30 protein-coding genes are annotated in these 25443 nt (G+C 64.2%); 8 read left to right on the top strand and 22 right to left on the bottom strand.

Going from position 1 to position 25443, the window contains the following annotated elements; translation table 11 throughout:
- Positions 1–5 precede the first annotated feature (5 nt).
- The 6 genes from AC1ZV1_RS13535 to AC1ZV1_RS13510 are packed head-to-tail and all read right to left on the bottom strand — an operon-like array spanning position 6 to position 4998.
- Positions 6–503 carry an aromatic-ring-hydroxylating dioxygenase subunit beta gene (locus AC1ZV1_RS13535; RefSeq protein WP_484297179.1) on the bottom strand — a complete coding sequence of 166 codons (498 nt, stop codon included), beginning with the start codon at positions 501–503 and terminating at the stop codon, positions 6–8.
- Positions 500–1783, bottom strand: coding sequence for an aromatic ring-hydroxylating oxygenase subunit alpha (locus AC1ZV1_RS13530; RefSeq protein ID WP_484297178.1), 1284 nt, complete (start codon positions 1781–1783; stop codon positions 500–502). The genes AC1ZV1_RS13535 and AC1ZV1_RS13530 overlap by 4 nt, the downstream gene beginning before the upstream one ends.
- A 10-nt stretch (positions 1784–1793) precedes the next feature.
- The gene (locus tag AC1ZV1_RS13525) at positions 1794–2945 is read right to left on the bottom strand and encodes an amidase (protein WP_484297177.1); all 1152 of its coding nucleotides are present in this window, start codon (positions 2943–2945) and stop codon (positions 1794–1796) included.
- Positions 2942–3442: a nuclear transport factor 2 family protein gene (locus AC1ZV1_RS13520; RefSeq protein WP_484297176.1), complete on the bottom strand. Its 501-nt coding sequence runs from the start codon at positions 3440–3442 to the stop codon at positions 2942–2944. Before AC1ZV1_RS13520 ends, AC1ZV1_RS13525 begins: the two co-directional genes overlap by 4 nt.
- Positions 3443–3445: 3 nt before the next feature.
- Positions 3446–3817, bottom strand: a complete 372-nt coding sequence (locus tag AC1ZV1_RS13515; RefSeq protein ID WP_017516776.1) for a hypothetical protein — start codon at positions 3815–3817, stop codon at positions 3446–3448.
- Positions 3818–3846: 29 nt separating this feature from the next.
- Positions 3847–4998, bottom strand: coding sequence for an acyl-CoA dehydrogenase family protein (locus tag AC1ZV1_RS13510; protein WP_484297175.1), 1152 nt, complete (start codon positions 4996–4998; stop codon positions 3847–3849).
- Between the two features lie 227 nt (positions 4999–5225).
- Between AC1ZV1_RS13510 and AC1ZV1_RS13505 the strand changes: the two genes are divergently transcribed.
- Positions 5226–6701, top strand: a complete 1476-nt coding sequence (locus AC1ZV1_RS13505; protein WP_484297174.1) for an ATP-binding protein — start codon at positions 5226–5228, stop codon at positions 6699–6701.
- 878 nt (positions 6702–7579) lie between these two features.
- Here AC1ZV1_RS13505 and fusA read toward each other — a convergent pair.
- On the bottom strand, positions 7580–9688 hold the full coding sequence (fusA, locus tag AC1ZV1_RS13500) for an elongation factor G (protein ID WP_484297173.1): 2109 nt from the start codon (positions 9686–9688) through the stop codon (positions 7580–7582).
- Between the two features lie 258 nt (positions 9689–9946).
- On the opposite strand from fusA, the gene AC1ZV1_RS13495 reads away from it, so the two are divergent.
- The 4 genes from AC1ZV1_RS13495 (at position 9947) to AC1ZV1_RS13480 (ending at position 14787) form a co-directional block, all read left to right on the top strand.
- Positions 9947–10450 carry a sigma-70 family RNA polymerase sigma factor gene (locus AC1ZV1_RS13495; RefSeq protein ID WP_484297172.1) on the top strand — a complete coding sequence of 168 codons (504 nt, stop codon included), beginning with the start codon at positions 9947–9949 and terminating at the stop codon, positions 10448–10450.
- Entirely contained in the window at positions 10450–11385 is a 936-nt protein-coding gene (locus AC1ZV1_RS13490; protein ID WP_484297171.1) for a FecR domain-containing protein, read from the top strand. The genes AC1ZV1_RS13495 and AC1ZV1_RS13490 overlap by 1 nt, the downstream gene beginning before the upstream one ends.
- A gap of 153 nt (positions 11386–11538) precedes the next feature.
- Positions 11539–13950 (top strand): TonB-dependent siderophore receptor, encoded by a 2412-nt coding sequence (locus AC1ZV1_RS13485; protein WP_484297170.1) that lies wholly within the window; start codon positions 11539–11541, stop codon positions 13948–13950.
- A 177-nt stretch (positions 13951–14127) separates the two neighbouring features.
- On the top strand, positions 14128–14787 hold the full coding sequence (locus AC1ZV1_RS13480) for a DsbA family oxidoreductase (RefSeq protein WP_484297169.1): 660 nt from the start codon (positions 14128–14130) through the stop codon (positions 14785–14787).
- Positions 14788–15036: 249 nt separating this feature from the next.
- Here the strand turns inward: AC1ZV1_RS13480 and AC1ZV1_RS13475 are convergent, their stop codons facing one another.
- From AC1ZV1_RS13475 to AC1ZV1_RS13405, 15 genes are all read right to left on the bottom strand, one after another.
- A complete protein-coding gene (locus tag AC1ZV1_RS13475; RefSeq protein WP_484297168.1) occupies positions 15037–15402 on the bottom strand; it encodes a Mor transcription activator family protein in 366 nt (121 codons plus the stop codon).
- Positions 15399–15773, bottom strand: coding sequence for a regulatory protein GemA (locus AC1ZV1_RS13470; protein WP_484297167.1), 375 nt, complete (start codon positions 15771–15773; stop codon positions 15399–15401). The genes AC1ZV1_RS13475 and AC1ZV1_RS13470 overlap by 4 nt, the downstream gene beginning before the upstream one ends.
- 76 nt (positions 15774–15849) lie before the next feature.
- Positions 15850–16080 carry a hypothetical protein gene (locus tag AC1ZV1_RS13465; RefSeq protein WP_484297166.1) on the bottom strand — a complete coding sequence of 77 codons (231 nt, stop codon included), beginning with the start codon at positions 16078–16080 and terminating at the stop codon, positions 15850–15852.
- 2 nt (positions 16081–16082) lie between these two features.
- Positions 16083–16472 carry a DUF2528 family protein gene (locus AC1ZV1_RS13460; RefSeq protein ID WP_484297165.1) on the bottom strand — a complete coding sequence of 130 codons (390 nt, stop codon included), beginning with the start codon at positions 16470–16472 and terminating at the stop codon, positions 16083–16085.
- A 1-nt stretch (position 16473) separates the two neighbouring features.
- Positions 16474–17109: a DUF3164 family protein gene (locus AC1ZV1_RS13455; protein WP_484297164.1), complete on the bottom strand. Its 636-nt coding sequence runs from the start codon at positions 17107–17109 to the stop codon at positions 16474–16476.
- Positions 17102–17380 carry a hypothetical protein gene (locus AC1ZV1_RS13450; protein ID WP_484297163.1) on the bottom strand — a complete coding sequence of 93 codons (279 nt, stop codon included), beginning with the start codon at positions 17378–17380 and terminating at the stop codon, positions 17102–17104. The genes AC1ZV1_RS13455 and AC1ZV1_RS13450 overlap by 8 nt, the downstream gene beginning before the upstream one ends.
- Positions 17377–17673 carry a hypothetical protein gene (locus tag AC1ZV1_RS13445; RefSeq protein WP_484297162.1) on the bottom strand — a complete coding sequence of 99 codons (297 nt, stop codon included), beginning with the start codon at positions 17671–17673 and terminating at the stop codon, positions 17377–17379. Before AC1ZV1_RS13445 ends, AC1ZV1_RS13450 begins: the two co-directional genes overlap by 4 nt.
- Positions 17670–17987: a hypothetical protein gene (locus AC1ZV1_RS13440; protein ID WP_484297161.1), complete on the bottom strand. Its 318-nt coding sequence runs from the start codon at positions 17985–17987 to the stop codon at positions 17670–17672. The genes AC1ZV1_RS13445 and AC1ZV1_RS13440 overlap by 4 nt, the downstream gene beginning before the upstream one ends.
- A gap of 1 nt (position 17988) precedes the next feature.
- Positions 17989–19230 (bottom strand): ExeA family protein, encoded by a 1242-nt coding sequence (locus tag AC1ZV1_RS13435; protein ID WP_484297160.1) that lies wholly within the window; start codon positions 19228–19230, stop codon positions 17989–17991.
- A 9-nt stretch (positions 19231–19239) separates the two neighbouring features.
- Positions 19240–21015, bottom strand: a complete 1776-nt coding sequence (locus AC1ZV1_RS13430; RefSeq protein ID WP_484297159.1) for an integrase — start codon at positions 21013–21015, stop codon at positions 19240–19242.
- A 23-nt stretch (positions 21016–21038) separates the two neighbouring features.
- The gene (locus AC1ZV1_RS13425; protein ID WP_484297158.1) at positions 21039–22037 is read right to left on the bottom strand and encodes a hypothetical protein; all 999 of its coding nucleotides are present in this window, start codon (positions 22035–22037) and stop codon (positions 21039–21041) included.
- A gap of 15 nt (positions 22038–22052) precedes the next feature.
- On the bottom strand, positions 22053–22370 hold the full coding sequence (locus AC1ZV1_RS13420; protein WP_448680552.1) for an IclR family transcriptional regulator: 318 nt from the start codon (positions 22368–22370) through the stop codon (positions 22053–22055).
- Positions 22367–22591 (bottom strand): hypothetical protein, encoded by a 225-nt coding sequence (locus AC1ZV1_RS13415; protein WP_484297157.1) that lies wholly within the window; start codon positions 22589–22591, stop codon positions 22367–22369. Before AC1ZV1_RS13415 ends, AC1ZV1_RS13420 begins: the two co-directional genes overlap by 4 nt.
- Positions 22588–23067 (bottom strand): hypothetical protein, encoded by a 480-nt coding sequence (locus AC1ZV1_RS13410; RefSeq protein ID WP_484297156.1) that lies wholly within the window; start codon positions 23065–23067, stop codon positions 22588–22590. The genes AC1ZV1_RS13415 and AC1ZV1_RS13410 overlap by 4 nt, the downstream gene beginning before the upstream one ends.
- A 351-nt stretch (positions 23068–23418) precedes the next feature.
- A complete protein-coding gene (locus AC1ZV1_RS13405) occupies positions 23419–23643 on the bottom strand; it encodes a DNA-binding protein (RefSeq protein WP_448680555.1) in 225 nt (74 codons plus the stop codon).
- 120 nt (positions 23644–23763) lie between these two features.
- Between AC1ZV1_RS13405 and AC1ZV1_RS13400 the strand changes: the two genes are divergently transcribed.
- The 3 genes from AC1ZV1_RS13400 to AC1ZV1_RS13390 are packed head-to-tail and all read left to right on the top strand — an operon-like array spanning position 23764 to position 25372.
- The gene (locus AC1ZV1_RS13400; RefSeq protein WP_484297155.1) at positions 23764–24192 is read left to right on the top strand and encodes a helix-turn-helix domain-containing protein; all 429 of its coding nucleotides are present in this window, start codon (positions 23764–23766) and stop codon (positions 24190–24192) included.
- Between the two features lie 2 nt (positions 24193–24194).
- Complete coding sequence (locus tag AC1ZV1_RS13395) at positions 24195–24815, top strand: hypothetical protein (RefSeq protein ID WP_484297154.1); 621 nt, start codon at positions 24195–24197, stop codon at positions 24813–24815.
- Between the two features lie 17 nt (positions 24816–24832).
- Positions 24833–25372, top strand: a complete 540-nt coding sequence (locus AC1ZV1_RS13390; protein WP_484297153.1) for a hypothetical protein — start codon at positions 24833–24835, stop codon at positions 25370–25372.
- Positions 25373–25443: the final 71 nt, after the last annotated feature.

Here is a 25443-nt window from a genome sequence, read left to right as displayed (position 1 = left end):
GGCCCTCAGAGCAGGAAGCCGAGCGCGTTGAGCGCGTCTTCGGCGTTGATCAGGCGGATCACCTTGCGCTCCAGTCGCGGCTGGCCGTCGACAAAGCGGATACGGTGGTTCAGGTCGGCAATGAACGGCGTCGCCACGCCGCGCTTGTAGGCGTAGAGCACCTGCGCCGAGTTCACCTCGACCCGATCGCCCGCCGCTTCCACCAGGGAAAAGCGCGAAACCGTGCGCACCGTCTTCGCCGCATCCACCGCCGACGGCGAATGGCCGCCGGTGAGGCGTTCGATGCGCAGCGCGCGCATGCGTGCGTCGTCGAAGACGTAGTTCAGGCGCGAGGCGAAGTCATCGTCCTCGCCATCGATCGGCACCACGTAGACGCCGTCCTCGCTCCACAGCTGCGACCACTGCGCGTAGTCCTTGCGGTCCAGCAGTTCGGCTTCGCGCCAGACGAATTCGATGGCCTTGGCCAGCGGGCCGGAGAAGCCGTTCAGGGTGTCGTTGCTCATTGGCTCATCATCCTTTTCCACATCTGGTACGCCTCGCGCATGCCGCCTTCATCGGTGGCGTGGGAGACCTTGTCGCCGTTCTCGGCGACCACTTCGCGGTTCAGGCCGCGGTTGACCAGGATCGGTGCGTCGACGCCGGCGTAGGAGCCACGCTGCACGCGGTCCCAGGCCTCCGCATCATCCGGGCTGCCGAAGCCGAACGGACCCTGGAAGTGCTCGTGGATGCGCATGCGTTCGCGGTTGGCGATATCCGGGCCGCCGTCCATGCCCAACGCGACGTGGCGAATCTCGGTCTCGGTGACGGAGATCGGCCGCAGCACGCGGAAGAACGACATGGACATCGCCACGTTGGGGAACAGGTTGAGGTTGAAGCCGGCGCCATGCAGCGAACGGACGATGCGGCGCACCTGTTCCGGCGGCATGGTCTTCGACAGTTCCTCGGTGACGTGGGCGAAGCGCTCCTGCAGCTGCTCGGTGCCGTCGTCGTGGTCGAGGTCGACGTGCTCGGGGACCATCACCATCACGCTGTGGCCGTTGCCCAGAGCGTGGGTAACCGCCTGCTCGTCGCTCATGAACGAGAGCATCTCTTCGGTCTCTTCATCCACCGACGACATGAACGACTTGTGCACGATGGGGAAGTGATAGCCGTCGGTGGTGTTCTCCAGCTGGATCTTCCAGTTGCCCTTGAAGGTGAACTTGTGTTCGCCCTGGGTCTTGATCGGGTAGCCGGCGCCCTGCTTCATGAACAGGTCCATCCAGTGCTTCGCCCCGCCGAGGAAATCTTCCAGCGGCTCGATGTCGTCGTTGTAGGTGGCGAACACCATGCCGGCGTAGCTCTCGACCCGCAGGCTGGTCAGTGGCAGCTCGGACTTGTCGAGGATGTCCTCGTAGCCGTCCGGGTACGGCAGCGCGCGCAGCTTGCCGTCCAGGGCGTAGGACCAGCTGTGGTACGGGCAGGTGAAGCCGGTGGCATTGCCCTTGTGCTTCTCGCACACGGTGGCGCCACGGTGGCGGCAGCGGTTTTCCAGGACGTTGATGTGGCCCTTCTTGTCGCGCACCACGATCACCGGACGGCGACCGACGCTGGTGGTCTTGAAGTCGCCGGCGTTGCGCACTTCGCTTTCGTGGGCGACCCACACCCAGGTGCGGTAGAAGATCTTGTCCATCTCCGCTTCGAACAGCTGCGGGTCGTTGTACAACGAAACATCGACGCGGTCGTCGCCGACCAGCTCTTCGACGCTGCGCGACCGGGCGATCAGCCGGTATTCGTGAGCGCTCATGCCCATCTCCTCATGCCGATTTCTTATGTTTTGGCGCAGGCCGCGTGGCAGCCAGGCTGTGTTCGAGTTGCGCACCAAAGGCGCACACACGTTCGTCGTCGCCCTTGCGGCCGACAATCTGCAGGCCGACTTTCAGCCCGCCGCAATCCAGGTCCACCGGCACGGTCAGCGCCGGGTGTCCGCTCAGGTTGAAAGGTCGTACCAGGGGCGTCATGCCGGCCACCGACTTGCCGTTGCGCGCGTCGCAGAGCAGCGGCGGCAGGTCGGGCATGGTCGGCAGCAGCAGGACTTCGAAGTCGTCCAGCGCGGCGTCGATGGCACGGGTGAAGTGCTCGCGCACCTTCTCCGCCTCGGCGCGCTCGGCGTCGGTGGTGCGGCTGGCCAGCAGCAGGCGCTGCTCGACGTCGGCACCGATCAGGCCCTTGCCGGTCAGCGCCGCATAGGCGGCCCAGTTCTCGTGGTTGATCACCACCAGCCCGGCCTGGAAGGCCGCCTCGAACTCGCCGAGGAACAGGTGGCTGCGGCGCCAGCCGGCGCGGTCGGCGGCAGCGCCCAGGCAGGCCTGGATGTGCGGCGCCGACGGCACGTCGAGGAAGGCCACGCGGGCGCCCTCACCCGGCGTCCGTACCTCGCCGAAGCCGGGGCAGATGACCTGCATGGCGGCGATCAGGTCAGCCATGCCGGCGGCGAAGGGGCCGACGCAATCCAGGCTGCTCTGCGCCGGATGCACGCCGTCGCGGCTGACCCGGCCGAAGGTCGGCTTCAGACCGGCAATGCCGCAGCAGGCCGCCGGCACGCGGACCGAACCGCCGGTGTCGGTGCCCAGGGCGATGTCCGCCAGCCCCGCCGCCACGGCCGATGCGGAACCGCTGGACGAGCCGCCAGGCACGCGGTCAGGCGCCATCGGGTTGATCGGCGTGCCAGTCCAGTCGTTGATGCCGGTGACGCCAAAGGCCAGTTCGTGAAGGTTGGTCTTGCCGACGATCTGCCAGCCGGCGTTGAGCACGGCGTCGACCACGAAGGCATTGCGCTCGGCCGGCGCGGCGTCGGCCAGCGCGCGAGTGCCGCAACGGGTCGGATGGCCGGCGATGTCGATGCTGTCCTTGACCGCGACGCGCTTCCCGCCGCTGCCCAGCAGGAATTCGCTGACAAAGGTGCTCATGGGCGGCTCTCCTCTGCGCGCCCCAGCAGGCGCTGGGACAGGCGCTGGGTACGGAAGTGGCTGATCTGCCAGCGCCCGTCGATCTCGCGGAAATCGATGTCCAGGCGCGTGCCGAACAGCTCGGTGTGGCCCGCGGCATAGGTCGAGAGCTGCTGCATGATCCATTGCCCGCGCGCGGTACGGCCGTCGACGCGGATCGACTCGCTGGTGAGGAAGTGCAGGTTCAGCGTGAAGTGCGGCGACGGCGGCAGGTAGCCGAAGACGAACGCGGCAATCGCCTCGCGGCCCTGGTGATGGCCGAAGGTCTGCGCCGTGGAAGCGCCGATGCCCTCCCACACGGCGTCTTCGCTGAACAGCTCGGCCAGCTCGCTCATCGCCACCGGCGCATGCGGCACGTCGCAGAGGTCCATGTAGCGGGCCATCAGCCGGCGCACCTGGCTCTCCCCTTCGAGGGTCTCCAGGCGGCGGTTCAGCTCGGCCATGCTCAGGCTGCTCATGGCTCAGGTCCGCGCGGCTTCGGGGATGGTCAGCGGACGGCCGATGCGCGCCTCGACCTTGGCGTACTTCCACAGGCTGTACTCGCCCACCGGAGTGGTACGGAACAGATTGCAGGCGTCGATCACGGTCTGGTGGCAGTCCACGTCGGCCATGATGTAGACGGTCCAGGGCGAGGTGGTGGACGGGCCGACCATCAGGCGGTCGTCGTCCAGCACGCCGAGCACGTTCATGCCCGGCAGCGCGCCGAGGTCGCTCATCATCTGCGAGAAGCCCTTCCACACGGTGATGCCTTCACCGGTGGGCAGGTCGAAGAACGGCTGGGCGATGCCGATGCAGAACAGTACGCGCAAGGGTTCGGTAGTCGGACGGGTCATGTCGTGGTCCTTGTTCTTATGGGTTCGAATCAGAGGTATCCGGGGAACGGCGGCACATCGAGCAGCACCGCGCCGGCGCCGTCGTACATGCCATCGCTCAAGAAGGCGTGCTGGGTGACCACCATGGCGTCGCGCAGGTAGCGCTGCAGCGGGTGGTGCATATAGATCGCCGTGGTGCCGGCCAGGGTGTAGGCGCGGCGCACCACGTCGGCGCCGGCGCGGGACACGTGCACGGCGGAGAGGCGCAGCTGGCTGACCTGCTCCGGGCTGACCGCGTCGCCGGCGAGGATGGATTCCCATACGGCCTCGGTGGCGTCATAGAAGAAGCCGCGCGCGGCCTGCAGTTCGGCTTCGGCCTTGCCGATCTCGATGCGCACGTAGGCCCGATCACCCAGCTTGGGCGCACCGGTCACGCCGCTGGACGAGGCCATGCGGGTGATCTCGTCCAGCGCCGCGCGGGCCAGGCCGAGGTTGACCACGGCGAGCACCTGGGCGGCGTAGGCGATGGTCGGGTAGCGGTACAGCGGTTCGTCGATGTTCGATTGGCCGCCGCGGATGAAGGTCCAGTCGTCGGCGACGAAGGCGTTATCCAGCTTCAGGTCGTGGCTGCCGGTGCCCTTGAGGCCGACCACGTTCCAGTTCTCGACGATCTCCACGTCCCTGGCGCGCAGCAGCGCGGTGCGCGGCTTGCCGCCCGGCCCGCCAATACCGATGCCGACACCGAGCACGTCGGCGCCCTTGCAGCCGCTGGCGAACTTCCAGGTGCCGCTGACGCGCCAGCCGCCTTCCACCTGCGTGGCCGGCTGGATCGGGAACAGGCCGCCGGCGAACACCAGGTCCGGGCCGTCGGCATAGAGCTCGGCGAGAGTATGGCGCGGCAGCGCGGTGAGGTAGGTGCTGGCGCTACCGAAGCTGGCAACCCAGCCGGCGGAGCCGTCGGCTTCGGCGATGCGTTCGACCAGGCGCAGGAACTGCGCCGGCGGCAGCGCATCGCCACCGAAGCAGCGCGGGGTCGCGGCGCGGTAGATGCCGACGTCGCGGAAGCGTTCGATCATGTCGCGCGGCACGTGGGAGCGGGTGTCGAACTCCTCGCGGCGCTGGCGGACTTCATCCAGTACGCGCTGGAATTCGAGGGCACGGCCGTCCGCATCGAGCGGTTCGGCGAGGGCGGCACGCAGCATGGCGTCATCTCCGGTTGTTCTTGTAGGGCCGGCCCGTTCGATGCGGGCCGGTCGTCATTGGGGCCAGTGTATGAACCGCCCTGCCTGCCCAACTATTGGGGCGTGCAGCCCCACGGCTAAAGAAATCCCCTAGTTGGCGCCGAGTTACTCCGCAGTCCCTTCGCGCTACGCTGCGCGGTATAAGGACGCCACTGCCTTCCCGTCCCTGCCATCGAGAGCGAGCTTCGATGTTCCAGCCCAAGCCCGACGACTTCCTCGCCCTGCTCCAGGCCATGCCGCTGTGCGTGATCCTTCACGACGTGCAGACCAAGGAAATCCTCTGGGCGAACAACGCGGCGCTCGCGGTGCTCGGCTTCACCCTGGAGGAGCTGGTGCCACTGAAAGCGCCGGACATGACCGCCAACGCCCCGCAGTACCGCCGCTCGGTCGGTCTGCGCTGGCTGGAAGGCGCCGCGCGTACCGGCCAGCGCACCATCGAGTGGTGCTACCGCTCCAAGCAGGGCGTGGAGATCCTGTCCGAAGCCGTCGCCACCCGCGTGCACCTGCAGGAGCGCGACGTGCTGATGGTGCAGTTCCGCGACATCTCGAAGGAGAAGCAGGTCGAACGCGACCTGCAGCGCTTCGAGAGCCGCCTGAAGGCCTTCATGCAGGACCTCGCCGAAGGCGTGGCAGTGCTCGATGCGGACGGCAACCTGCGCTTCCTCAGCGAATCCGCCCTGCCCCTGCTGGGCGGCAGCCAGGACGACTGGCTGGCGCACAACTTCCTCGGCCGCTGCGACAGCGCCACGCGCCCACGCCTGGAGCACCACCTCGCCATGCAGCCGCCGAGCCGCGAGCCGTACTCGGTCAGCTACCAGCTACAGCGGCTGGATGGCGAATGGCGCTGGCACCACGCGACCTGCCGCTACATCGAGATCGAGGACGACCTGGTCGGCCACCTGCTGCTGTTCCGCGACGTCACCGACCAGGTCCGCGCGGCCCAGGCGCAGCGCCAGAGCGACCAAAAGCTGGAATACCTGGCGCGCTACAACGCCATGGGCGAGATGGCCCTGGCGATTGCCCACGAGCTCAGCCAGCCGCTGGCGGCCACGCGCAACTTCATCGAGGGCGCGCTGATCCGCCTGGACCGCGAACAGAAGACCGAAGCCTCCGCCGCCTGGGGCCTGGACAGCGCCGTGCGGCAGATCGAACACGCCTCGCTGATCATCAAGAGCGTGCGCGAATACGTGGTGAAGCTGGAGCAGGCCGAGCAGCGCATCGACCTCAACGAACTGCTCGGTGAAACGCTCTATTTCATCAGCCTCAAGGCCCAGCCGAGCAACGTGCGCGTAGCGCTGGAGCGCTGTTCCGAACCACTGTGGGTGAACTGCGAGAAGGTGCTCGTCGGCCAGGTGATCCTCAACCTCGCCTTCAACGCCATCGAGGAGATGCTCAACCTCCCCGAGGACCGCCGCCTGCTGCGCATCCGCACGTCTCATGAAGGGAACAGTGCGCGGCTGTCAGTCCTCGACCAGGGCCGGGGCATCGATGCCGGAGCCAAGGAGAGGCTGTTCGATGGCTTCTTCACGTCGAAAGTGAGCGGCAACGGCATTGGCCTGGCGCTGTGCCAGAGCATCGTCTCGCGGCATCGCGGGGATATCTGGGCCCAGAACGTCGAGCCGTGCGGGGCGATGTTCTGTTTCGAGTTGCCGTTGGCGGAGTGATCGGCCCCGGCCTTGCCGGCGGATCGCGGGCGTGGCCCGCTCCTACAAGTACATGCCTTCGTTCTTTCCCTTGCCTGCAAAACTTCCAGAGAAACATCCGCACACTCCGAATGCCCCGTTCAGGAGGCCTCGTTGCAGCGAAGTTTCAGGGGTTGAGCGGCATGGATGCCGCAAGAGCCGCGATGGGCCAGGGATGGCCCTTCGCGGCGTGCCCCTGAAACTTCGCTTCAACGAGGGAATTTTTCGCCTGAGCGAAAAACCGGATGTCCGGGGCAAGCCTTTTGGTTACTTTTCGGCGTTTGGAAAGTGACTCGCCCGAGGGGGCGAAACCCAATACATCCGAACACACGGATGCGACGCTGAACACCAAAGCTCAAAGCGTCTCGGTTGGGCATTTCTCCGCCGCCTCGGAGTGCGCGCGACCTTCGTGTTTCGCCCCCTCGGGCGAGTCCCTTTTGTCAAACGCCACAAAAGGAACCAAAAAGTCTCGCCCCTACATCCGGCTTTTCGCTTCGCGAAAAGTACCCTCGGTTCCTCGGAGTTCCAGGGGCCCGCGTTGACGGGCCATCCCTGGCCCGACAACACTCTCGCGACATCCATGTCGCTCGGCCCCTGAAACTCCGATCACCTTCGGCCTCCTGAAAGGGACACTCCGGAGCGTGTGGAAGTTTCTCTGGAAATCCTGATGAGCCAGAGCAAAAACCGGAGCAAGATCGTAGGGCGCATAACCCGGAACGGGTTATCCGCCGATACGCCTGCGGCGCATAACGCTGGCGCTTATGCGCCCTACGAAACCGAGCGGTTCGCGAGCGAGCTCGCTCCTACGAAAAGCAAAAAGAAACGGCGCCCGCAGGCGCCGTCATCCGCTCAGGCAACCCTCACCCCTGGGACTTCTTGATGATCGCCTCGGCGATATTCGCCGGCGCCTCGGCGTACTTGGTGAACTCCATCGAGTAGCTCGCCCGCCCCTGGGACATCGAACGCACGTCCGTGGCATAGCCGAACATCTCGCCCAGCGGCACCTCGGCACGAATCACCTTGCCTGCCGGCGTATCCTCCATGCCCTGGATCAGCCCGCGGCGGCGGTTGAGGTCGCCCATCACGTCGCCCATGTAGTCCTCCGGCGTCACCACCTCGACCTTCATCACCGGCTCCAGCAGCACCGCGCCACCCTTCTGCGAGAGCTGCTTGGTAGCCATCGACGCGGCGATCTTGAACGCCATCTCGCTGGAGTCGACATCGTGGTACGAACCGTCGAACACCGATGCCTTCAGGCCGATCAGCGGGTAGCCGGCGAGCACGCCGTTCTGCATCTGTTCCTCGATGCCCTTCTGGATGGCCGGGATGAACTCGCGCGGGATCACGCCACCGACCACCTCGTTGACGAACTCCAACCCGTCCTTGCCCTCGTCGCCCGGCTCGAAGCGAATCCAGCAATGGCCGAACTGGCCACGGCCGCCGGACTGGCGGACGAACTTGCCTTCGATCTCGCACTTCTTGCGGATCGCCTCGCGGTAGGCCACCTGCGGCTTGCCGATGTTGGCCTCGACGTTGAACTCACGACGCATGCGGTCGACGATGATGTCCAGGTGCAGCTCGCCCATGCCGGAGATGATGGTCTGTCCGGTTTCCTCATCAGTCTTCACGCGGAACGAGGGGTCTTCCTGGGCCAGCTTGGACAGGGCGATGCCCATCTTCTCCTGGTCGGCCTTGGTCTTGGGCTCCACGGCCACGGAGATCACCGGATCGGGGAAGTCCATGCGCTCGAGGATGATCGGCTTGTCGATGGAGCACAGGGTGTCGCCGGTGGTGACGTCCTTCATGCCGATCAGCGCGGCGATATCGCCGGCGCGCACTTCCTTGATCTCCTCGCGCTGGTTGGCGTGCATCTGCACCATCCGCCCGACGCGTTCCTTCTTGGTCTTCACCGAATTGAGCACGGCGTCGCCGCTGCTCAGCACGCCGGAATACACGCGGGCGAAGGTCAGGGTGCCGACGAAGGGGTCGGTGGCGATCTTGAAGGCCAGCGCGGAGAACGGCTCGCTGTCGTCGGCGTGGCGCTCCAGGTGCTTCTCTTCATCGTCCGGGTCAGTGCCGTTGATCGCGGGGATTTCCGTGGGCGCCGGCAGGTAGTCGATCACCGCATCGAGCACCAGCGGCACGCCCTTGTTCTTGAACGAGGAGCCCAGCACCGCCGGGACGATCTCGTTGGCCAGGGTGCGCTGACGCAGGCCGGCCTTGATTTCCTCGACGGTCAGTTCCTGGCCTTCGAGGTACTTGTTCATCAGGTCATCGTTGGCTTCCGCCGCGGCCTCGACCATGTGCGCGCGCCACTCGTCCGCCAGCGCCTGCAGCTCGGCCGGGATGGGCTCCTCGGTGTAGCTGGTGCCCTGGTCGGCGTCGTTCCAGACGATGGCCTTCATCTTCACCAGGTCGATCTGCCCGGAGAAGGTTTCCTCCGAACCGATCGCCAGTTGGATCGGCACCGGGGTATGGCCCAGACGCTGCTTGATCTGCGCCACCACACGGAGGAAGTCGGCGCCCTGGCGGTCCATCTTGTTGACGTAGGCCAGGCGCGGCACATGGTACTTGTTGGCCTGGCGCCAGACCGTCTCGGACTGCGGCTCGACGCCATCGGCGCCGCTGAACACCACCACCGCGCCGTCGAGCACGCGCAGAGAGCGCTCCACCTCGATGGTGAAGTCCACGTGGCCGGGCGTGTCGATGATGTTGAAGCGGTACTTGTGGTCGTACTGCTTGGAGGAGCCCTGCCAGAACGCCGTGGTGGCCGCCGAGGTGATGGTGATGCCGCGCTCCTGTTCCTGCACCATCCAGTCCATGGTCGCCGCGCCGTCGTGCACCTCGCCCATCTTGTGGTTCACACCGGTGTAGAAAAGGATGCGCTCGGTCGTCGTGGTCTTGCCGGCGTCGACGTGGGCGACGATGCCGATGTTGCGGTAAAGCTCGATGGGCGTGGTGCGAGCCATGGTGTGCTCCGTATCTGCTGGGTGACTGCCGGGCCTGCTGCTGCGGGTCCGTTGCCTGCGCGGGACGGCGGAAGGAAGTGCAGCGTCAGAAATTTCTGAGCGCAACAGGCTCAAGGTAGCGCGTCTTCGTGGCAATTCCAGTGTCGGAGGGTTGCGGCAGTCGCCGTCCGACCGGCTGCGCCGCGGTGCCATTGCACTCTGCCGTGGGAAAACCCTAAAATGATAGGCATTCTCAAATGAAAATCTGACGCACGCACAGTGGCCCTCGTCGAAACCCCGTCCCCGCAGCATCTGCACACCCTCTACAACGAGCACAACGGCTGGCTCCAGCAGTGGCTGCGCGGCAGATTGGGCAACGCCTGGGATGCCGCCGACCTCGCCCATGACACCTTCCTGCGCCTGCTGCGGCGCCCGCTGGAAGACCTCGGCGAACGCCCGCGCGCCCTCCTCACCCACATCGCCAAGGGCCTGCTGGTGGACCGCTGGCGGCGCCAGGAGATCGAGCGTGCCTACCTGGAAAGTGTCGCCGCGCTGCCCGAAGAGCTGGCGCCCGGCCCGGAAACCCGCGAGCTGATCCTCGAAGCGCTGGAGCGCATCGACGCCGCCCTGAGCGAGCTGCCGGCGCTGACCCGCGAGGCCTTCCTGCTGTCGCAACTGGACGGCCTGACCTACCCGCTGATCGCCGAGCGCCTGGGCATTTCCCTGGCCAGCGTGAAGCGCTACATGCGCGCCGGTTTCGTCGCCTGCCTGGGCGTCGCCTGATGCGCGAGCAACCGCTGGACCCCGGCATCCTCGGCGAAGCCGCCGACTGGCTGGTGCGCCTCAACGAACACCCCGCCAGCAGCGCCGACCTGCAGGCCATCGAGCAATGGCGCGCACGCAGCGCCCAGCACGCCGAAGCCTGGCGCCGCGCCGAAGCATTGCTCGGCCTGCGCCAGCTGCCGCCGGGCCTCGGCCGGCAGAGCCTGCAACGCAGCGGCCTGAGCCGGCGGCAGATGCTCAACCGCCTGGGCGTACTGATGGCCGTGGCGCCAGCTGCCTGGCTGGCAGCGCGGCAGTTGCCCTGGGCAGAATGGAGCGCCGACCTGCGCACCGCCGTGGGCGAACGCAAGCACCTGCGCCTGCCCGACGGCAGCCAGATCACCCTGAATACCGACAGCGCGGTGAACGTGACCTTCAACGCCCGCGAACGGCGCCTGAAGCTGCTCGAAGGCGAAATCCTGGTCGACGCCCTGCCCGACCCGCGCCCCTTCCTCGTCGACAGCCGCCACGGCCTGCTGCGCACCCCGGCAGCATGCTTCAGCCTGCGCGATCTGGGCAATGCATACCGCGTCGCGGTGCTTGAGAAGGAGGTGAGCGTCGAACTGCCGGGACACGCGAGCCAGGTGGTCAGCGCCGGGCAGCAGTTGGTGTTCGGCGAGCAGGGCTTCCAGTCCCTGCAGACGGCGGACGCCAACGCCAGCGCCTGGGAGAACGGCATGCTGCTGGCCCAGGGCATGCGCCTGGACGAGTTGCTGGGCGAACTGGGGCGCTATCGCAGCGGCTTTCTGCGCTGCGACCCGCGCCTGGCGAATCTGCGCGTGACCGGTGCGATCCCAGTGGGCGACAGCGACGCCGGCCTCGCACTGCTGGCGGACATGCTGCCGGTGAAGCTGCGGCGGATGACGCGGTACTGGGTCACGGTGGAGCCAGCCTGAGCGACTGAGCCCCCGTCGCAGGGCGGAAAACGCTGGCGCGTTATTCGCCCTGCGAAAAACACCGACTGAAAAATGTTCGCCCGCCCCTGACACCTTTTTCGCTCTCGCCCGGTGAAGAGGAAGACAACCTCTATTTGCCGACAGGAACACTCCATGCTCCTCCGCACTCGCCTCCGCCCCCATTCCCTTGCCCTGGCCGTCGGCCTGACCCTGACCGGTGGCGTCGTGCTGCCGACCCTGGCCGCCGAAGCCGCCAGCCAGCAGCGCCAGTACGACATCGCCCCCGGCCCGCTGGGCGAGGTGCTGGCGCGCTTCGCCGCCCAGGCCGGCGTGCCGCTGGCGTTCGAGGCACAGGCGCTGAACCACCTGCAGAGCGCGGGCCTGACGGGCAGCTTCGCGCCCGAGCAGGGCCTGGAGCACCTGCTCGACGGCAGCGGCTACCGCCTGGTACGCAAGAACAGCGGATATGGCGTGGAGGCTGCCCCCGATGACCGCGGCGCGCTGGAGATGGACGCCACCACCGTCAGCGGCGCAGCACGGCAGCCCGGCGACCTGCCGCCCGCCTATGCCGGCGGCCAGGTCGCCCGCGGCGCGCAGCTGGGCATGCTGGGCAACCAGGACATCCAGGACGTGCCGTTCAGCTTCGCCAGCTACACCGCCAAGACCATCCAGGACACTCAGGCGCAGACCGTCGGCGACGTGTTGCTCAACGACGCCTCGGTTCGCCAGGGCAACGGCTATGGCAACTTCTCGCAGATCTTCGTCATTCGCGGCCTGCCGCTGAGCACCGACGATGTCTCGCTCAACGGCCTGTACGGCGTCACCCCGCGGCAGATCATCGGCACCGAGTCGCTGGAGCGCGTCGAGCTGTTCAAGGGTCCCAATGCCTTCATCAATGGTGTAACGCCGAGCGGCAGCGGTATCGGCGGCGCGGTCAACCTGCAGACCAAGCGCGCCGAGGACACGCCCACCCGCAGCGTGACCCTGGGCTACGGCAGCGACAACCAGATCGGCGAGCACCTCGATCTCGGCCAGCGCTTCGGCGAGGACAACCGCTTCGGCGCGCGGGTCAACCTGGCCCAGCGCGAAGGCGAGACCGGCGTCGACGACGAGAACCAGCGCTACAAGCTGGCCACCGTCAACCTCGACTACCGCGGCGAGCGCCTGCGCCTGATCACCGACTTCGGCTACCAGAAACAGCGCATCAACCAGGGCCGCCCGGTCGTCTACGTCGGCAGCGGCGTCAGCAGCATCCCCCACGCCCCGGATGCCGACCACAACTACGGCCAGTCCTGGAGCTACTCGCAACTCGAGGACAGCTTCGGCATGTTCCGCACCGAATACGACCTCAACGACAGCTGGACGGCCTACCTCTCCGGCGGCGCCAAGCACACCCGCGAGAACGGCGCCTACTCGGCGCTGACCCTCAACGACAACAGCGGCGACGCCGGCGGCGGCACCATGGATGCCACCCACGACGAGGACAACAAGAGCGCCATGGCCGGCCTCAACGGCCACTTCGCCACCGGCCCCGTCACCCACCAGATGAACCTCAGCGTCGCCGGCATCTGGGCCGAGCAGCGCAGCGCCTACACCATGGCCACCAAGCGCTACCCGACCGACCTCTACCACCCGGTGCAGACGCCCAAGCCCGCACCGAGCCTGGCCGGCGGCGACTACAGCGACCCGGGCATCGTCGGCAAGACGCGGAACAAGAGCGTCGCTGCCGCCGATACCCTGGGCTTGCTCGATGACCGCGTGCTACTGACCGTGGGCGTGCGCCGCCAGAGCATCGGTACCGACGGTTGGAACTACGTGGGCAAGCGCACCGCCAGCTACGACGAATCCATTACCACGCCGGTCTACGGCCTGGTGGTGAAACCCACCGAGTACCTGTCGCTCTATGCCAACCGAATCGAAGGCCTGGCCGCCGGCCCGACCGCCCCCAGCAGCGCTTCGAACGTCGGCGAAGTCTTCGCGCCGAACCGTTCCAGGCAGGTGGAAGTGGGCGCCAAGCTGGACTTCGGCAGCTACGGCGGCAACCTGGCTTTCTACCGCATCGAGCAACCGTTCAGCACGACTGACCCGGACTCGAAGATCTTCAGCGTCGACGGCGAGCAGGAAAACCGCGGCATTGAGTTGAACGTCTTCGGCGAGCCGGTCGATGGCCTGCGCCTGCTGGCCGGCGGCACCTGGATCGACACCGAGCTGAAGAACACTGCCGGCGGCAAGACCGATGGCAACCGCGCCGTGGGCGTGCCGACCTTCCAGTACAACCTCGGCGCCGACTGGGATATCCCGGGCCTCCAGGGCGCCGCCATCAACGGCCGCATGCTGCGCACCGGCGGCCAGTACCTGGACGCTGCCAACGACCTGAGCATCCCGGCCTGGACCCGCTTCGACCTCGGTGCCCGATACGCCTTCAAGGTGGACGCGCGCGACGTGACGCTGCGCGCCAACCTGGAGAACGTCGCCGACACCGCGTACTGGGCCTCCACCATTGGCGGCTACCTGACCCAGGGCGATCCGCGCACCCTGAAGCTGTCGATGACCGTCGACTTCTGATTTCCCCATCGCGACAGGGACGTCGCACCCCGTTCCCGCCCCGGCCGCCGGCCCTCCAGACCGGCGGCGCAGGCCTCCGGCAAGCAGGCGAAAAACACTCCCGGCCGTCTCGCCACTGGATTGCAACGCCCATCCGGGTCCATGCTAGAAGCTCGCCCATTTGCCGGAGTTCGCCCCATGAGCGACGCCATCACCATCGATTTCGTCTCCGACGTGGTCTGTCCCTGGTGTGCCATCGGCCTCAACGGCCTGCTGGCCGCCATCCGCCGGGTGGACGGCGAACTGACCGTGGAGCTGCGCATCAAGCCCTTTGAGCTGAATGCCGACATGCCCGCCGAAGGGGAAGACCTGGTGGAGCACCTGCAGCGCAAGTACGGCAGCAGTGCCGAAGACATCGCCCGCAACCACGAGCACCTGCGCTCCATGGGCGAGGAAGTCGGCGTGCACTTCGACCTGAAGAAGCGCAACCGTATCTACAACACCTTCGACGCCCATCGCCTGCTGCACTGGGCGGCGGAATCACACCGCGACGTCGCCCTGAAGCAGGCGCTGCTGCAGGCCTATTTCGGCGAAGGACGCGACCCGAGCGACCCGGAAGTGCTGCTGGAAGTGGCGGTCAGCGTTGGCCTGGACGCCGTGCGCGCACGGGAAATCCTCGACAGCGACGCCTACGCCGACGAGGTGGTCGCCGAGGAGGACTTCTACACCAGCCACGGCATCCGTGCGGTACCGGCGGTGATCATCAACGGACGCCAGTTGATCTCAGGGGCGCAGAGCACCGACTACTACGAGCAGGCACTGCGCCAGGTGGCGCGCCATGCGCCGTTGCCGGAGTGACTTGTCCGCCTTGCTGAAAAGGCATGCTTCGCGTGGGCCTCGATTTTTCCAGGGGAGATTGTCATTCAGGGTCAACCCTCTCCCCCCGCCTCTCCCTTCAGGGAGAGGGAAACTCCGGCGCGGTGAGAGGGAACGAGATAAACCCTAGGGAGACGGTGAGAAAAACCGGGATAGTCCGGGAACGGCCGGGCCGTAGTGGGATAGGGAATCAAACCGGATTGGGAATGGTGCAAAGAGAGGGAGGCCCGGTCAGCCGTTGCTGGCCGGGTGGAACATATCACGCTGGCGGCTATCCAGATCAGCCTTCCGCATCATCTTGACGATCCGATAGATGAACTGCAGGGAGAAGCCGTACTTCCTGGCTAGCTCTCGATGATTGTGCCCCCGCCAGTCCTCATAGATCTGTAGGTAGAGCCGGGACGCTTCGATGCGGATACCCTTGGGCATATAGAGCTGCTGGCCACCCCACTGCTCAATCATTCGCATTGCAACGTCGGTGCCCAGCGCCTCGGCAGCTTCCTCCGATACACCGAAGGCTTCCACGGCGGCGACAGTCACCTGCATGGCCAGGTCGGTCAGCAGGTCACCAGCGGGACTACGGGGGCTGCTCTTCATATTCCCTCCTGTTCGATACGAGCGATCCACTTCTTCAGGGCCTCGATCAACAGGCTGGCCTGCTCAGAGGTGAGCCACTGGAGCGCCTCTACATCGGTCATGCCATGAACAAACTTGAGCAGAGCCTCCTCGGATGGGTCGCGGAGAGCCCCTGCGTCTCGGAGGGTCAGCCAGAGCGAGCGGATTTTTCTGGACTGAGGGTCAGCCGCTGGTGGCCGCTTGGTGCTCTTGTTTGGACGAACCTTGAAACCCTTCTGCTTGAGCTGTTCCAAAACCCGATAGAGGTTTGGAACGCTCAGGTCAGCGGTGGAGGTGGCTCCGCCCAAGCCCTTCATACCGGCCAGCATCAGGCGATAGGTGTCGTCGTCCATCTGCAGTTCGCGGCGAGCGACATGGATCAGCTTGATCAGACGAGCTCGATTGGCGTTGGACGGAGCTGATCTCATGTCATTCCCCCTCAACCTGCTCGGCATCGGTTGCGAGCTTCTCCAGCAAGCGGACCCGGCTGTGCAGTTTCTTCTCGACGGTCTTCTGCAGGCCAGGCAGTGCGAGGGCTGCGCGACACTGCTCCAGGTCAAAGTCTTCCAAGGCGCGCAGGCGGCTATCGGTATCCACTGCGCCGTATTCCCGGCCGGACGGGATGAAGGGGTTATAAAGACTGGTGAGGATCGATGGCATAGTCAGTCCTCCTGAAATTCAAGATCGAGGTCGACCTGGACGTCAGCGGTCACCAGACGGATGCCGCACCAACCGAACGGATTGCCATCTTCGGTACCGCCCCATCCCTCCTCTTCATGAAGATTGGTCTTCGACCAGCGTGCAGCGCGAGGGCCATCCACGAAGATGTCGCCACCGTCCTCCAGGAGGGCGTAAACCAGCTTTTCCGCTGCCAGCTTGATCACAGCACGGATAGCGTCACCTTCCGCATCGGCCAAGCGGTCAGCGTGACTAGTCCAGAACTCGTTGATCAGGGTGGCTCGCTCGTTGGTGAGCTGGTCGAGATCAACTTCCAATACGATCTTCCAGTCTTTCCAATCGTCCTTCAGCGTGAAACGCTTCAAGTTCGCCATGTCACACCCCCGCCAGATCCAGATTGATCGCTTCGTATTGGTCGGAGTCGCCAACTCGCTCGTACAGGCGGATGTAACTGCGGCTGCCGTTGACCTGGATAGCGTCGCTGATTGCTTCCATCGCGCGCTTCCAGCGAGGATCGTCGATGTTGTGCCGGCGCAGGCCGAGGATGCGGGAAGTACGCAGTTGTCCAGAACGGTCCGCTCGGAAGGCGTCATTGATGACCACCTGGGCGCCTGGGTGGGCATGTTCCGTCCATTCCCGCAGACACTCATCGAGCAAGGCCTTTGCTGCCTGTAGGTGCTCGTTGAACTCGATCAGGTCTTGGTTCGAGCGCAACAGTTTGTAGCGGCCGTCGAAGCTGGTCAGGGTCAGGTTGCCCTTCTGGCCGCGGAACTTGACGCCGTACTGCTCGGCGCTGATCTGTTCCAGGGTCTCGATCTCACCAAAGGTCTCGCGCTTGAACTCGGCCAACTGCTCGCTTAGCAGCTTCGCCTTCTCGACAGCGACCAAGACCACCTTGTCGCGCAGCAGATCGCTGGGCTTGATGGCCGCTTCTGGTACCAGGCGGTTGAGCGCGTCTTTGCGGTAGCCGGCTGGAATTTCCACTGCTAGTGCTTGGTGCGTGTCAGCCATTCTTCTTCTCCTCATTATCGATCCAGCCGTGTTCGCGCTGGCGGCGCGACAGTTCCAGCACGCGCCATGCCTCAGCCTCGATAGCGTCAACGCTGCTGAAGGCACCATCCGCGAGGTCGGTGATGAACTCTTCGAGAGGCCCTGACTCAGCAAGTGCGTGGCCAACGGACCAGGCCACAACCTCGCCGCCAGCAGCCTCACGGGGGACCTCGTTGCTGGTTGCTCCACGGATAACCATCGTTTCGTAGCGTTTAATAGGTGCGTTGCTCATCTCCGCACCTTCCTTGCCGCAGCCACTTTGGCTGCGGCACGCTGCTCCTGCAGAAACACCGACATGCGATGCAGCTCGGCGTGCAGCTTCGAGAAGCTCTCTTCGATGAACATGTCGCAGAGGTGCTCCAACATGTCGTTCAGCCGAGAGTTCGTCTTCTTCAACTGGATGAGCTGGATATCCTTGATGAAGCTCTGCTCCTGCAGGTTTTTGAGTTCCGCACGGCACTGCTGCTCCGTCAGGGCATCAACATTCATCAGGGTGGTACAGGCGTGGGTGATGAGCTGGGTCATTGATCCTGCTCCTTCACCGGAGTGAGCCAGGCCACGTCCACGCCCCGAATGGTCACAACGTTGTGAGTTACCCGATCCGTGGTGCGATAGCGCATGCCTCGGATCTCCGAAAGGAAGTTCGACTTCACCAGGTCGGAATCTTCGGTACGGATGTAGATGCGGTTGTCGTGCTGCATCAGAGACAGGATCTCGATGCCGGCCTCGCGCAGAGCACGGGTCATGGCGTTGAAAGCAGCCAGTTGCTTGACGAAGTATTCGTCGAGGAACACCGGCGCCGATGGCGGCGACTGCTGGAGTTGGTGAGCTGTTCCCATGTCACACCCCCGCCCGCACGGCAGCAGCGATCAGTTCGCCGGTGACCTTCGGTTCGCAGACGCGGATCGCCTGATTCATCGCACCGCTGACCAGGTTGTTCACCGCCAGCGGGTGGCACAGCGATGTGCGCAGGACCGCACGGTTAGCGCCCTGGCCGGTGGTTTTGCTGCTCTGCAGGCGGAGACGGATCTCGCTGAAGGCCGAAGCGTCGAACACGTCCAGGTAGTTCACGCCGACGCGCTGGAACTTGTGCGCCAGGTAGGCTTCCAGGTTGCTGTCCAGGGGGCGCAGCCAGACCTTCTCGCAGCGCTGGACCACCTCGCGGACCTCCGGATCGTCCTCGTCGAGCTTGGTGTCCAGTTCGGTCTGGCCGATCAGGATGATCGACAGCAACTGCTTGAAGCCGGCCTTCAGTTCGTAGAAGCGCTTCAGGTGCTTCAGCATGGGCTTGGTCAGCCCGTGGGCCTCCTCAATGATCAGCACGTGCCGCTTGCCAGAGTTGGCCTGGTTCTTCAGCAAGGTGTGCATCTGGTTGGCGCGTTCTTCCAGGCTGCCGCGCGCCGGCTCACCCTTGCCAACACTGCGAATGATGGCTCCGATCAGGTCCATGGACTTGAGGGGCTTACCCTTGCGGTCGTTGTCTTCGCTTCCGAGCACATAGGGCTCGATCAGGGTGATGGGCTCACGGTTGGCCTCAATCCAGGCGTCCAGGTCTTCGCGGATCGTGGACTTGCCAGCACCGGACTCGCCGATCACCGCCAGCATGCCGCCGTGCTTGGCGGTCTGCCGTACGGCCTGGCGCACGTAGCGGATGTCATCCGAGAGGAACACGTCCTCATCGTCCCGCATCTCGTTGGTGAACGGGTCGCGCGGCAGGTTGAAGTGCTGCTTCGCTTCAGCGGTCAGGGTGATTTTTCGTAGTAGCATGCTGTCGCTCTCTTTGCTGATGGCATTGTTGAGCGCCGGTGCAGCGTCGCCCGCCAAGACTGGCGCTGCATCGGCTTCTTCCATCGCGAACAAGTCGCGAATGTGGTCATCGTTCGCCCCACGGGCGAACAGCGTTTCCTTGATCTTGAGTTCCAGGCCGGCCCGGTCGAGGCTCTTCGGCCACTGACCGTGATTGACGATCTGCGCGACGGCGGCCTGGCTCAGCGGTTGGCCGTCTGGCTTTTCCAGCGAGGCGGCCAGCTCGCTTTGCGGGATGCCGAGATCGGCCAAGACCCGCTTCAACTTCATCTGCATGACGTGCTCCTACACGGCCCGCAGGCCGGTGACGGTGGCGGCCGGAGGAACAACGGCCGGTTGGGTGAACTGGGTGATCAGGGCGTTGACCTGGTCCTCGGGCACGCCCTCCTTGAAGGTGTTACGCAGCCAGGTGTTCTCCTGGGGCGTGAGGTTTCGGCCGATGGCTTCGGCTATGCGCAACATGGCCTGCATGGCCGAAAGCTTCGGCACGGCAGCGCGCAGGTGCTCCGGGGTTTCGATGACGGTGCCCTGACGCGGCAGATACGCCGGGTGCTCGATCTTCTTGAGGTGCTCGTGGGTATCGAGCTTGCCGCCGAAGGGAGTGACGCTCTTGGCGCGGGCGACCTTGGCGTCCTGGTCCGGATAGGCCAGCTCGTCCATGGTCTTGGCAGCCTTCTCGATTGCGGTCTCCGGCAGCGACTTGTATTCCTGTCCAGGGATCGCCGCGTCCAAGCGCTGGCCGTACACGTCGAAGTCGCGCATGGGCTCCAGGCGGTAGGTCAGCATTTCGCCGTCGTAGCGCGGTGTTTCGATCTGGACGGCGCAGTCGCCATACACCAGGGCGCGCACGCTGACGCTGCTGCCCACGGTGATGCCATCCAGGCCGCGTAGGTCGTAGAACGCAGATGCTTCGGCGCTCGGGTGCTTGAACTGGATGGTGAGGTCGGGGCGCACCTGGCGATCCACTTCGCGGCTGGTCATCAGCGCGCGGCACACTTCGATGCTGGGCAGCAGACGCAGTTGCTCAGCACGGATCAGTTGCCAGAGGTCATAGCGAGCAATCGGCTCGGCCATTCCGGCGCGGCGCAGGCGGGTGTCCTGTCCCGGGATCAGATTGGCGTTGTAGGCCTCGGCCCAGGCCGAGGCGGCGGCGTTCAGCTCAGCGATGTCGTTCACCGGCTGGAAGCGCAGGCGGCTCTCAAACTGGGTCTCGACGATGTTGTTGCCGCCCTCGACGCCACCCTTGGCGCGGGCGTTGCCGGCCTCGTGCTCCAGCGGTACCACTTCCAGACGATCCAGCAGGTTCTTGATGGCGCTGCTGGTGTTCGCGGAACCCTTGTCCCACAGCAAGAACAACGGCACGCCATAGAAGAGGCGTCCATCCAGCTTGCTCCAGGCAAACATCAGGAATTCGAACAGCGAGTGCTGGTTCTCACCGGCCGACTCGCAGTACCAGACCACCAAGGCGCCACTGGCGCGGTCATACATCACGTAGCGCCAGACCTTGAACTTCACCTTGGCAAAGTTCTCCAGCTTGTTCTTGTAGAACTCGCGCTCGCGCATGATGTGCTGGCGGCCCTTGAGGTAGTACACCAGGCATAGCGACGGATCGACCTCATGCAGGTAGTTCGGATGCGGCGCCCGCAGGCCCTGCACCGGGTCCACCTGGCGCTGGCTGGCCACACTCAGGTTTCGCGCCAAGATCAGCCGGTTGAGCTGGGCGTTGCTGACGCCCAGGTGAATGCCGTTTTGCTCCAGGATGCTGCGCGCCGTGGTGGTGAACAGGGTTTGCTTGCCGTTGTCGCGTACGCTTTCGCGCTGGATGGCGCCGAGCATTTCCAGGGATTCCTGTGGAACCGAGGTCGATCCCTTGTCACTGCGAGCCTTACGCTCGGAACTCCAGCCGCAAGCGGCTTTGAGCTGGCGATAGATGGTGGCCGGCGACCAGCCGAGAAACTCTTCGGCGTCGGCCATGACAACCCCGCGAGCACCCCAGCCCGCCGCATCCAGCCGACGAGCCAGGTCCATCAGGTATTCGCGGATATCTGGCGTGATAGCCATGTCGACCACTCCCTTGGTGTCCATCAGGCAGACTGGTTATCCAGCTCCAGGAGGTGCTGCTGAGCCTCGGCCAGTTCGGCGCCGAAGCGGTTGTAGAGTTCGTTGCGAGCAGCGGCGACCAGGTGCGCGGCGCGGTTGATCGCGTCGTGCAGCTCAACCAGGACGGTGCGCACTTCCAGCGGCATCGGAGCTGGATCTTCGGGGTTGTAGTCGGGCTGGTTGGCCACCTCGCCCATCCACCAGGCATCCAGGGCCTCGACCGCCTGCAGGTGACGGCCGAGAGACTCGTCGACTACCGCCTGGCGTTTGGCGATCTCCACCTGGAACGGCGCGACCTTCTCGCTCCAGGGCGCGGTGCGCAGCTGCAGCTTTTCCATTTCGAGCTTGGTGTCGCGGAGCTTCCGGCTGGTGTCAGCCTCGACCTTCGACAGGGCGTCGTGGTCGCGCTGAACCTCGTCGAGCTTGGTCTGCAGCTCGCCCTTTTCCTTGACGTGCTTGCTGATCAGCTCCTCGGCCAGGTCTACGAAAGCAGCGGAGTCGCCGGCCTTGGCAGCTTCGATGAGGGCGGACTTGTCGTCTTCGGGGAGACGGCGGTACTGGCGCAGCTCACGGTAGCCGATGCCCATGCGGGACATGGATTCGAGGGCTTCTTCACCGAAGGCACGGAGGTTCGCGATATCTCGGTCCACTTGGTCAACCGAGCGTCCCAGCAGGCCGCAGAACTCATCCCACGTACCGCGTAGATTTTCCGCACCGTGCGGGTTTTTCATTCCTGCCAATGCCCGATAGAGCTTGTTTTCCTTGACGTGCGCCAGCTTGGAAGTCCGCACCGTGCGGGAAAAATCTTCAAATGCACCGGCCATCTGTGCCTGACCGAGCAGTTGGTTGACCAGATCACGCTCTTCCTGGAGACCCTGGGCGATAGTGCCAAGCATGCTCAGGGCTCCGGCTTCCTCGCGGAAGGCGTCCTGGTTGATCTCAGCCATGGGTTGAATCTCCGTGGTGCTAGCTTTGCGGGCCATGTACTGCTTCCTGTGTCAATTAGGGGTACGGGTGAAGCGTTGGCGACGGTCGTCCAGTTCGCGTTGGGCTTTCTGCAACGCGGTGTCGAAGGCGAAGGCGATCTGCACCAGCCGAGGGCCAAGCTGCCACCGCTTGTCGTCATGCACACTGCGCTCGGCCAAGCCTGCGGTACGCAGGTTCTCCAGGGCGCGCAAGGCGTTGTCGTTGCTGCACTCGGCGGCGGTGGCAACCTCCTTCAGCAGGAGGCCGCGGAACTCGTTGCTGGCCAGGGCCAGCAGAACGCGCAGCACGCGCTGCACCTGTTCTGAGGTGTACTTGTCTTCGGTGCTCATGCGTGACTCCCGGGATGGAAGTAGTCCTTCATTTCCGCAGATACCGCCGCAGCGATGTCCTGCAGTTCGCCGATGGTCACTTCACGGATCGGCTTCCCCAGAGCCTGCAGACGCTGGGAGAACTTGATCTGCATGGGGGCGTTCCACCATTCCGTGTAGCCGCCGAACGGTTCCAGGGCTTCGTGGACCTCCATACACAGGGCGAGGGTTCCCGGGCTCATGGCTGCTCTCCAAGATCAAGCTGCGGGGTGGCGTGCTGCTGAACGTTCTTCCGATGCCATGCCAGCTCCTCCAGGGCGTTATGGAGTGCGGCGATAGTGGCTTCTGCCTCGCTCCGCTTGGCGTAGAAAGACATCAACAGGCCTGTGGCTTGGGTGAGCAGCTCTTGCAGCACCTGGATGTCCTGGCTGGTTGCGCTACGCCCAGTCGGAAACGGGAGCAAGAGCTTGCTATCGCTGGATGCGACCCAGCGCGTGATGAGGTTGATGCCGCAGGCGCGCTCGAACGGGCGCAGCAATGACAGGGGCATGCGGCCGTTCTGCAGGTACTTGTAAAGCACCCAGTGATCTACCAGCCCCGCCTCGGTGGCGATGCGTTCCACACTCTTGTTCAACTCGGTGCGTGCGTGCTCTTTGCAGAGTTCCGCTGCCTGCCGCAGTGAGGTGGGCTGCACGTATTTCCAACGGCGCTTACTCATTGGAAGCCCTCCAAAGTAGGGGCTTCCAAACAAAAATCTGGCGTGCACATATGCAATGGCATTGCGCCATGCCCAAATGTTTGGGGTAAATTGACAGGCACAACAGGTACTATCTCGATGGATACGCAAGAGCGGCTGGATCGGCAGGCGGGCAGTCTCGCAGCACTTGAGGGGGCTTTTGCCCTGCTGGTAGAGCACTTGGCCAGAGGCGGAGCGCTAAGCAAGGAGGTGTACATCACTGACCTCCACCGGCTTTCGGAACTGCCGGGTAAGGACGCAGACATTCAGCGAGCTGAGCAGCGGATTGCTGGAATGCTGCGAGGGTTGGGGTGATTGGCATGGCGGGCGGACTTACGCGACTTCCAAGGCTTTGGCCGGATCGGTACAGATCACGCCTTCCTTGATGCCGAGCTTGATGGCGATTTCGTGAGCCTGGCCGCGCACGCACTTCTTGCGGCCGCCAAGTACCTCGAACACCAGGTTCGGGGAGAACTGATTGGCGATTGCCCATTGGGTGATCGAAACGCCCTTGGTTTTCAGCTCTGCGCGGGCTTCGGCCGGGGTACGTAGCTTCATGGGGAAGCTCCTTTCGAGGGGTTATGGCGCCTGCATCGGTGCCGTTTAAGTTGCCGTTCGTGGTGGGACGGTGTGGGTTCAATGATGGTATTCAAAAGAATACCTGTCAAGTGGTGTGTCATGCATTTGCATATCGGAGAGCGCCTAAAAGAGGAGCGCGAGCGCCTCGGCTTCACGCAGCCGGCCTTTGGGGCCGTCGGCGGCGTGCAAAAATTGGCGCAACACAAGTACGAGAAAGGGGATCGCTTTCCGGGCGCGGACTACCTTGCGGCGATTGCGAAAGTTGGGGCAGATATTCAGTACATCGTGACGGGGGAGCATTGCCCCGGAGCGCTCTCAGACGATGAGGGCGAGCTGGTGGAGCGCTTCCGGAGAGCCCCTCTGGCGGTCAAGGCCGCTGCTCTTGCTGCTCTTTCTGCAGGAGCGGAGACTCAGCCCAAAGGCGTTAAGCAGGTCTTCCACGGTTCAGTCGGACAGGCTGTGGAAGGTGGTGTTAGGAATGAAGCAGGCGTCACGTTCCACGTGGGGGTCAGCAAAGCGAAGGAGTAGCCATGAGTCAGGACTTCCATGGCAATGTCGGCCAGGTGGCGGGTGGGGACATCCAGAACTTCGATGTCCAAGTACATCTGCCAAGCCGAGTTGAAGAAAAGGGACTAGTGCCTGCTCAGCGTGCCGAGTTGCATGAACTTCGGGCGCTCTGTGAGGAACTGGGCGACGACCCCCGCGATGTTTGGCGGCGGGTGCATGCGCAACTCGGCGTGAAGTCTCTTAGCAACATCCGAGCTGATCAATTTCCGATGGCGCGAGATGTTATCCAGGCCCGCCTGGAACAGTTGCGGGAAGAGGCTGATAAGCGCCGGTTGATCGGTAAAGTTCTTCGGGCAGCCACTGAGAAAGATGCCAAAGCTGAGCTGAACAACTTCTGCGACGTCACTTTCGGGAGAACTCATCTTAGTAACCTCAAGCGCACAGAGCTGCAGCGTGTGCTGGAGTTCATCCAAGGGTTTGAGGTCCTGACTCCAAGACCTGTGGCCACTCCTGAACCGGAAACGCAACAGGTCGTTTCGAAACCCGAACGCTTGGCTCTGCGCGAATTCCTGATTACCTACAAGGCAAATGCCTTTTGGCTGTTCATGTTCGGCATCATCGTGGATCGATTCTGGTTTAGGTAACTCAGGGGAGAAACAGAATGGCCGAGGCCAAGAAAGGGAAGTCCTGGAGTGAAATGGGGCCGGGTGAGAGGAAGGCGGTGCTTGTTGGTTGGGCGGCTATTGTCGTCGTCGCTGCGTACTTTCTTTGGCCCAGCAAAGAATCGCATGAGGAGGTTGCTCAGCAGCCTGCGGCTTCCACGGCTACACAACCGCCAGTGCTCTATAAAACGCCGGACGGGAAAGCAGCCGAAGCCGCCGCTCAGCTCATGTCCAGCCTGGATAGGGCAATGCGAGATGGCGTGGAAGTGCTGAAAGCAGGAGATCTGCCCGCGATATCAGAACACAGCCGTCTATTCGCTGACCTTACGAAGTCCGGCACCTCTAAGTTCGGCTCTACTGTCTTCGATCCACTTGGCCGTTGTGGTGTGGCAGGTACCTATGCTCGTGCCTGGTGGCAGGCTCAGCTCGATGCTGCACGCCACGGTGGTCAAGATCCAACTGGAGCAATCAAGAGTGCTTTGGATGAGTATCAAATGAACCGTACTGAGTGTCTGAAGTCTGCCCAGACTACCGGCTGAATCTCTTTAAACCCGATTAAAAGCCCTCCCGCAGCACGCCGCCGATCATGGCGGCGTGTTCGTTTCGGCGC

The organism is Pseudomonas sp. BB438 (assembly GCF_057180225.1).
The sequence above is the reverse complement of the archived record's forward strand: the minus strand, read 5'-3'. Positions and strand labels throughout refer to the sequence as shown.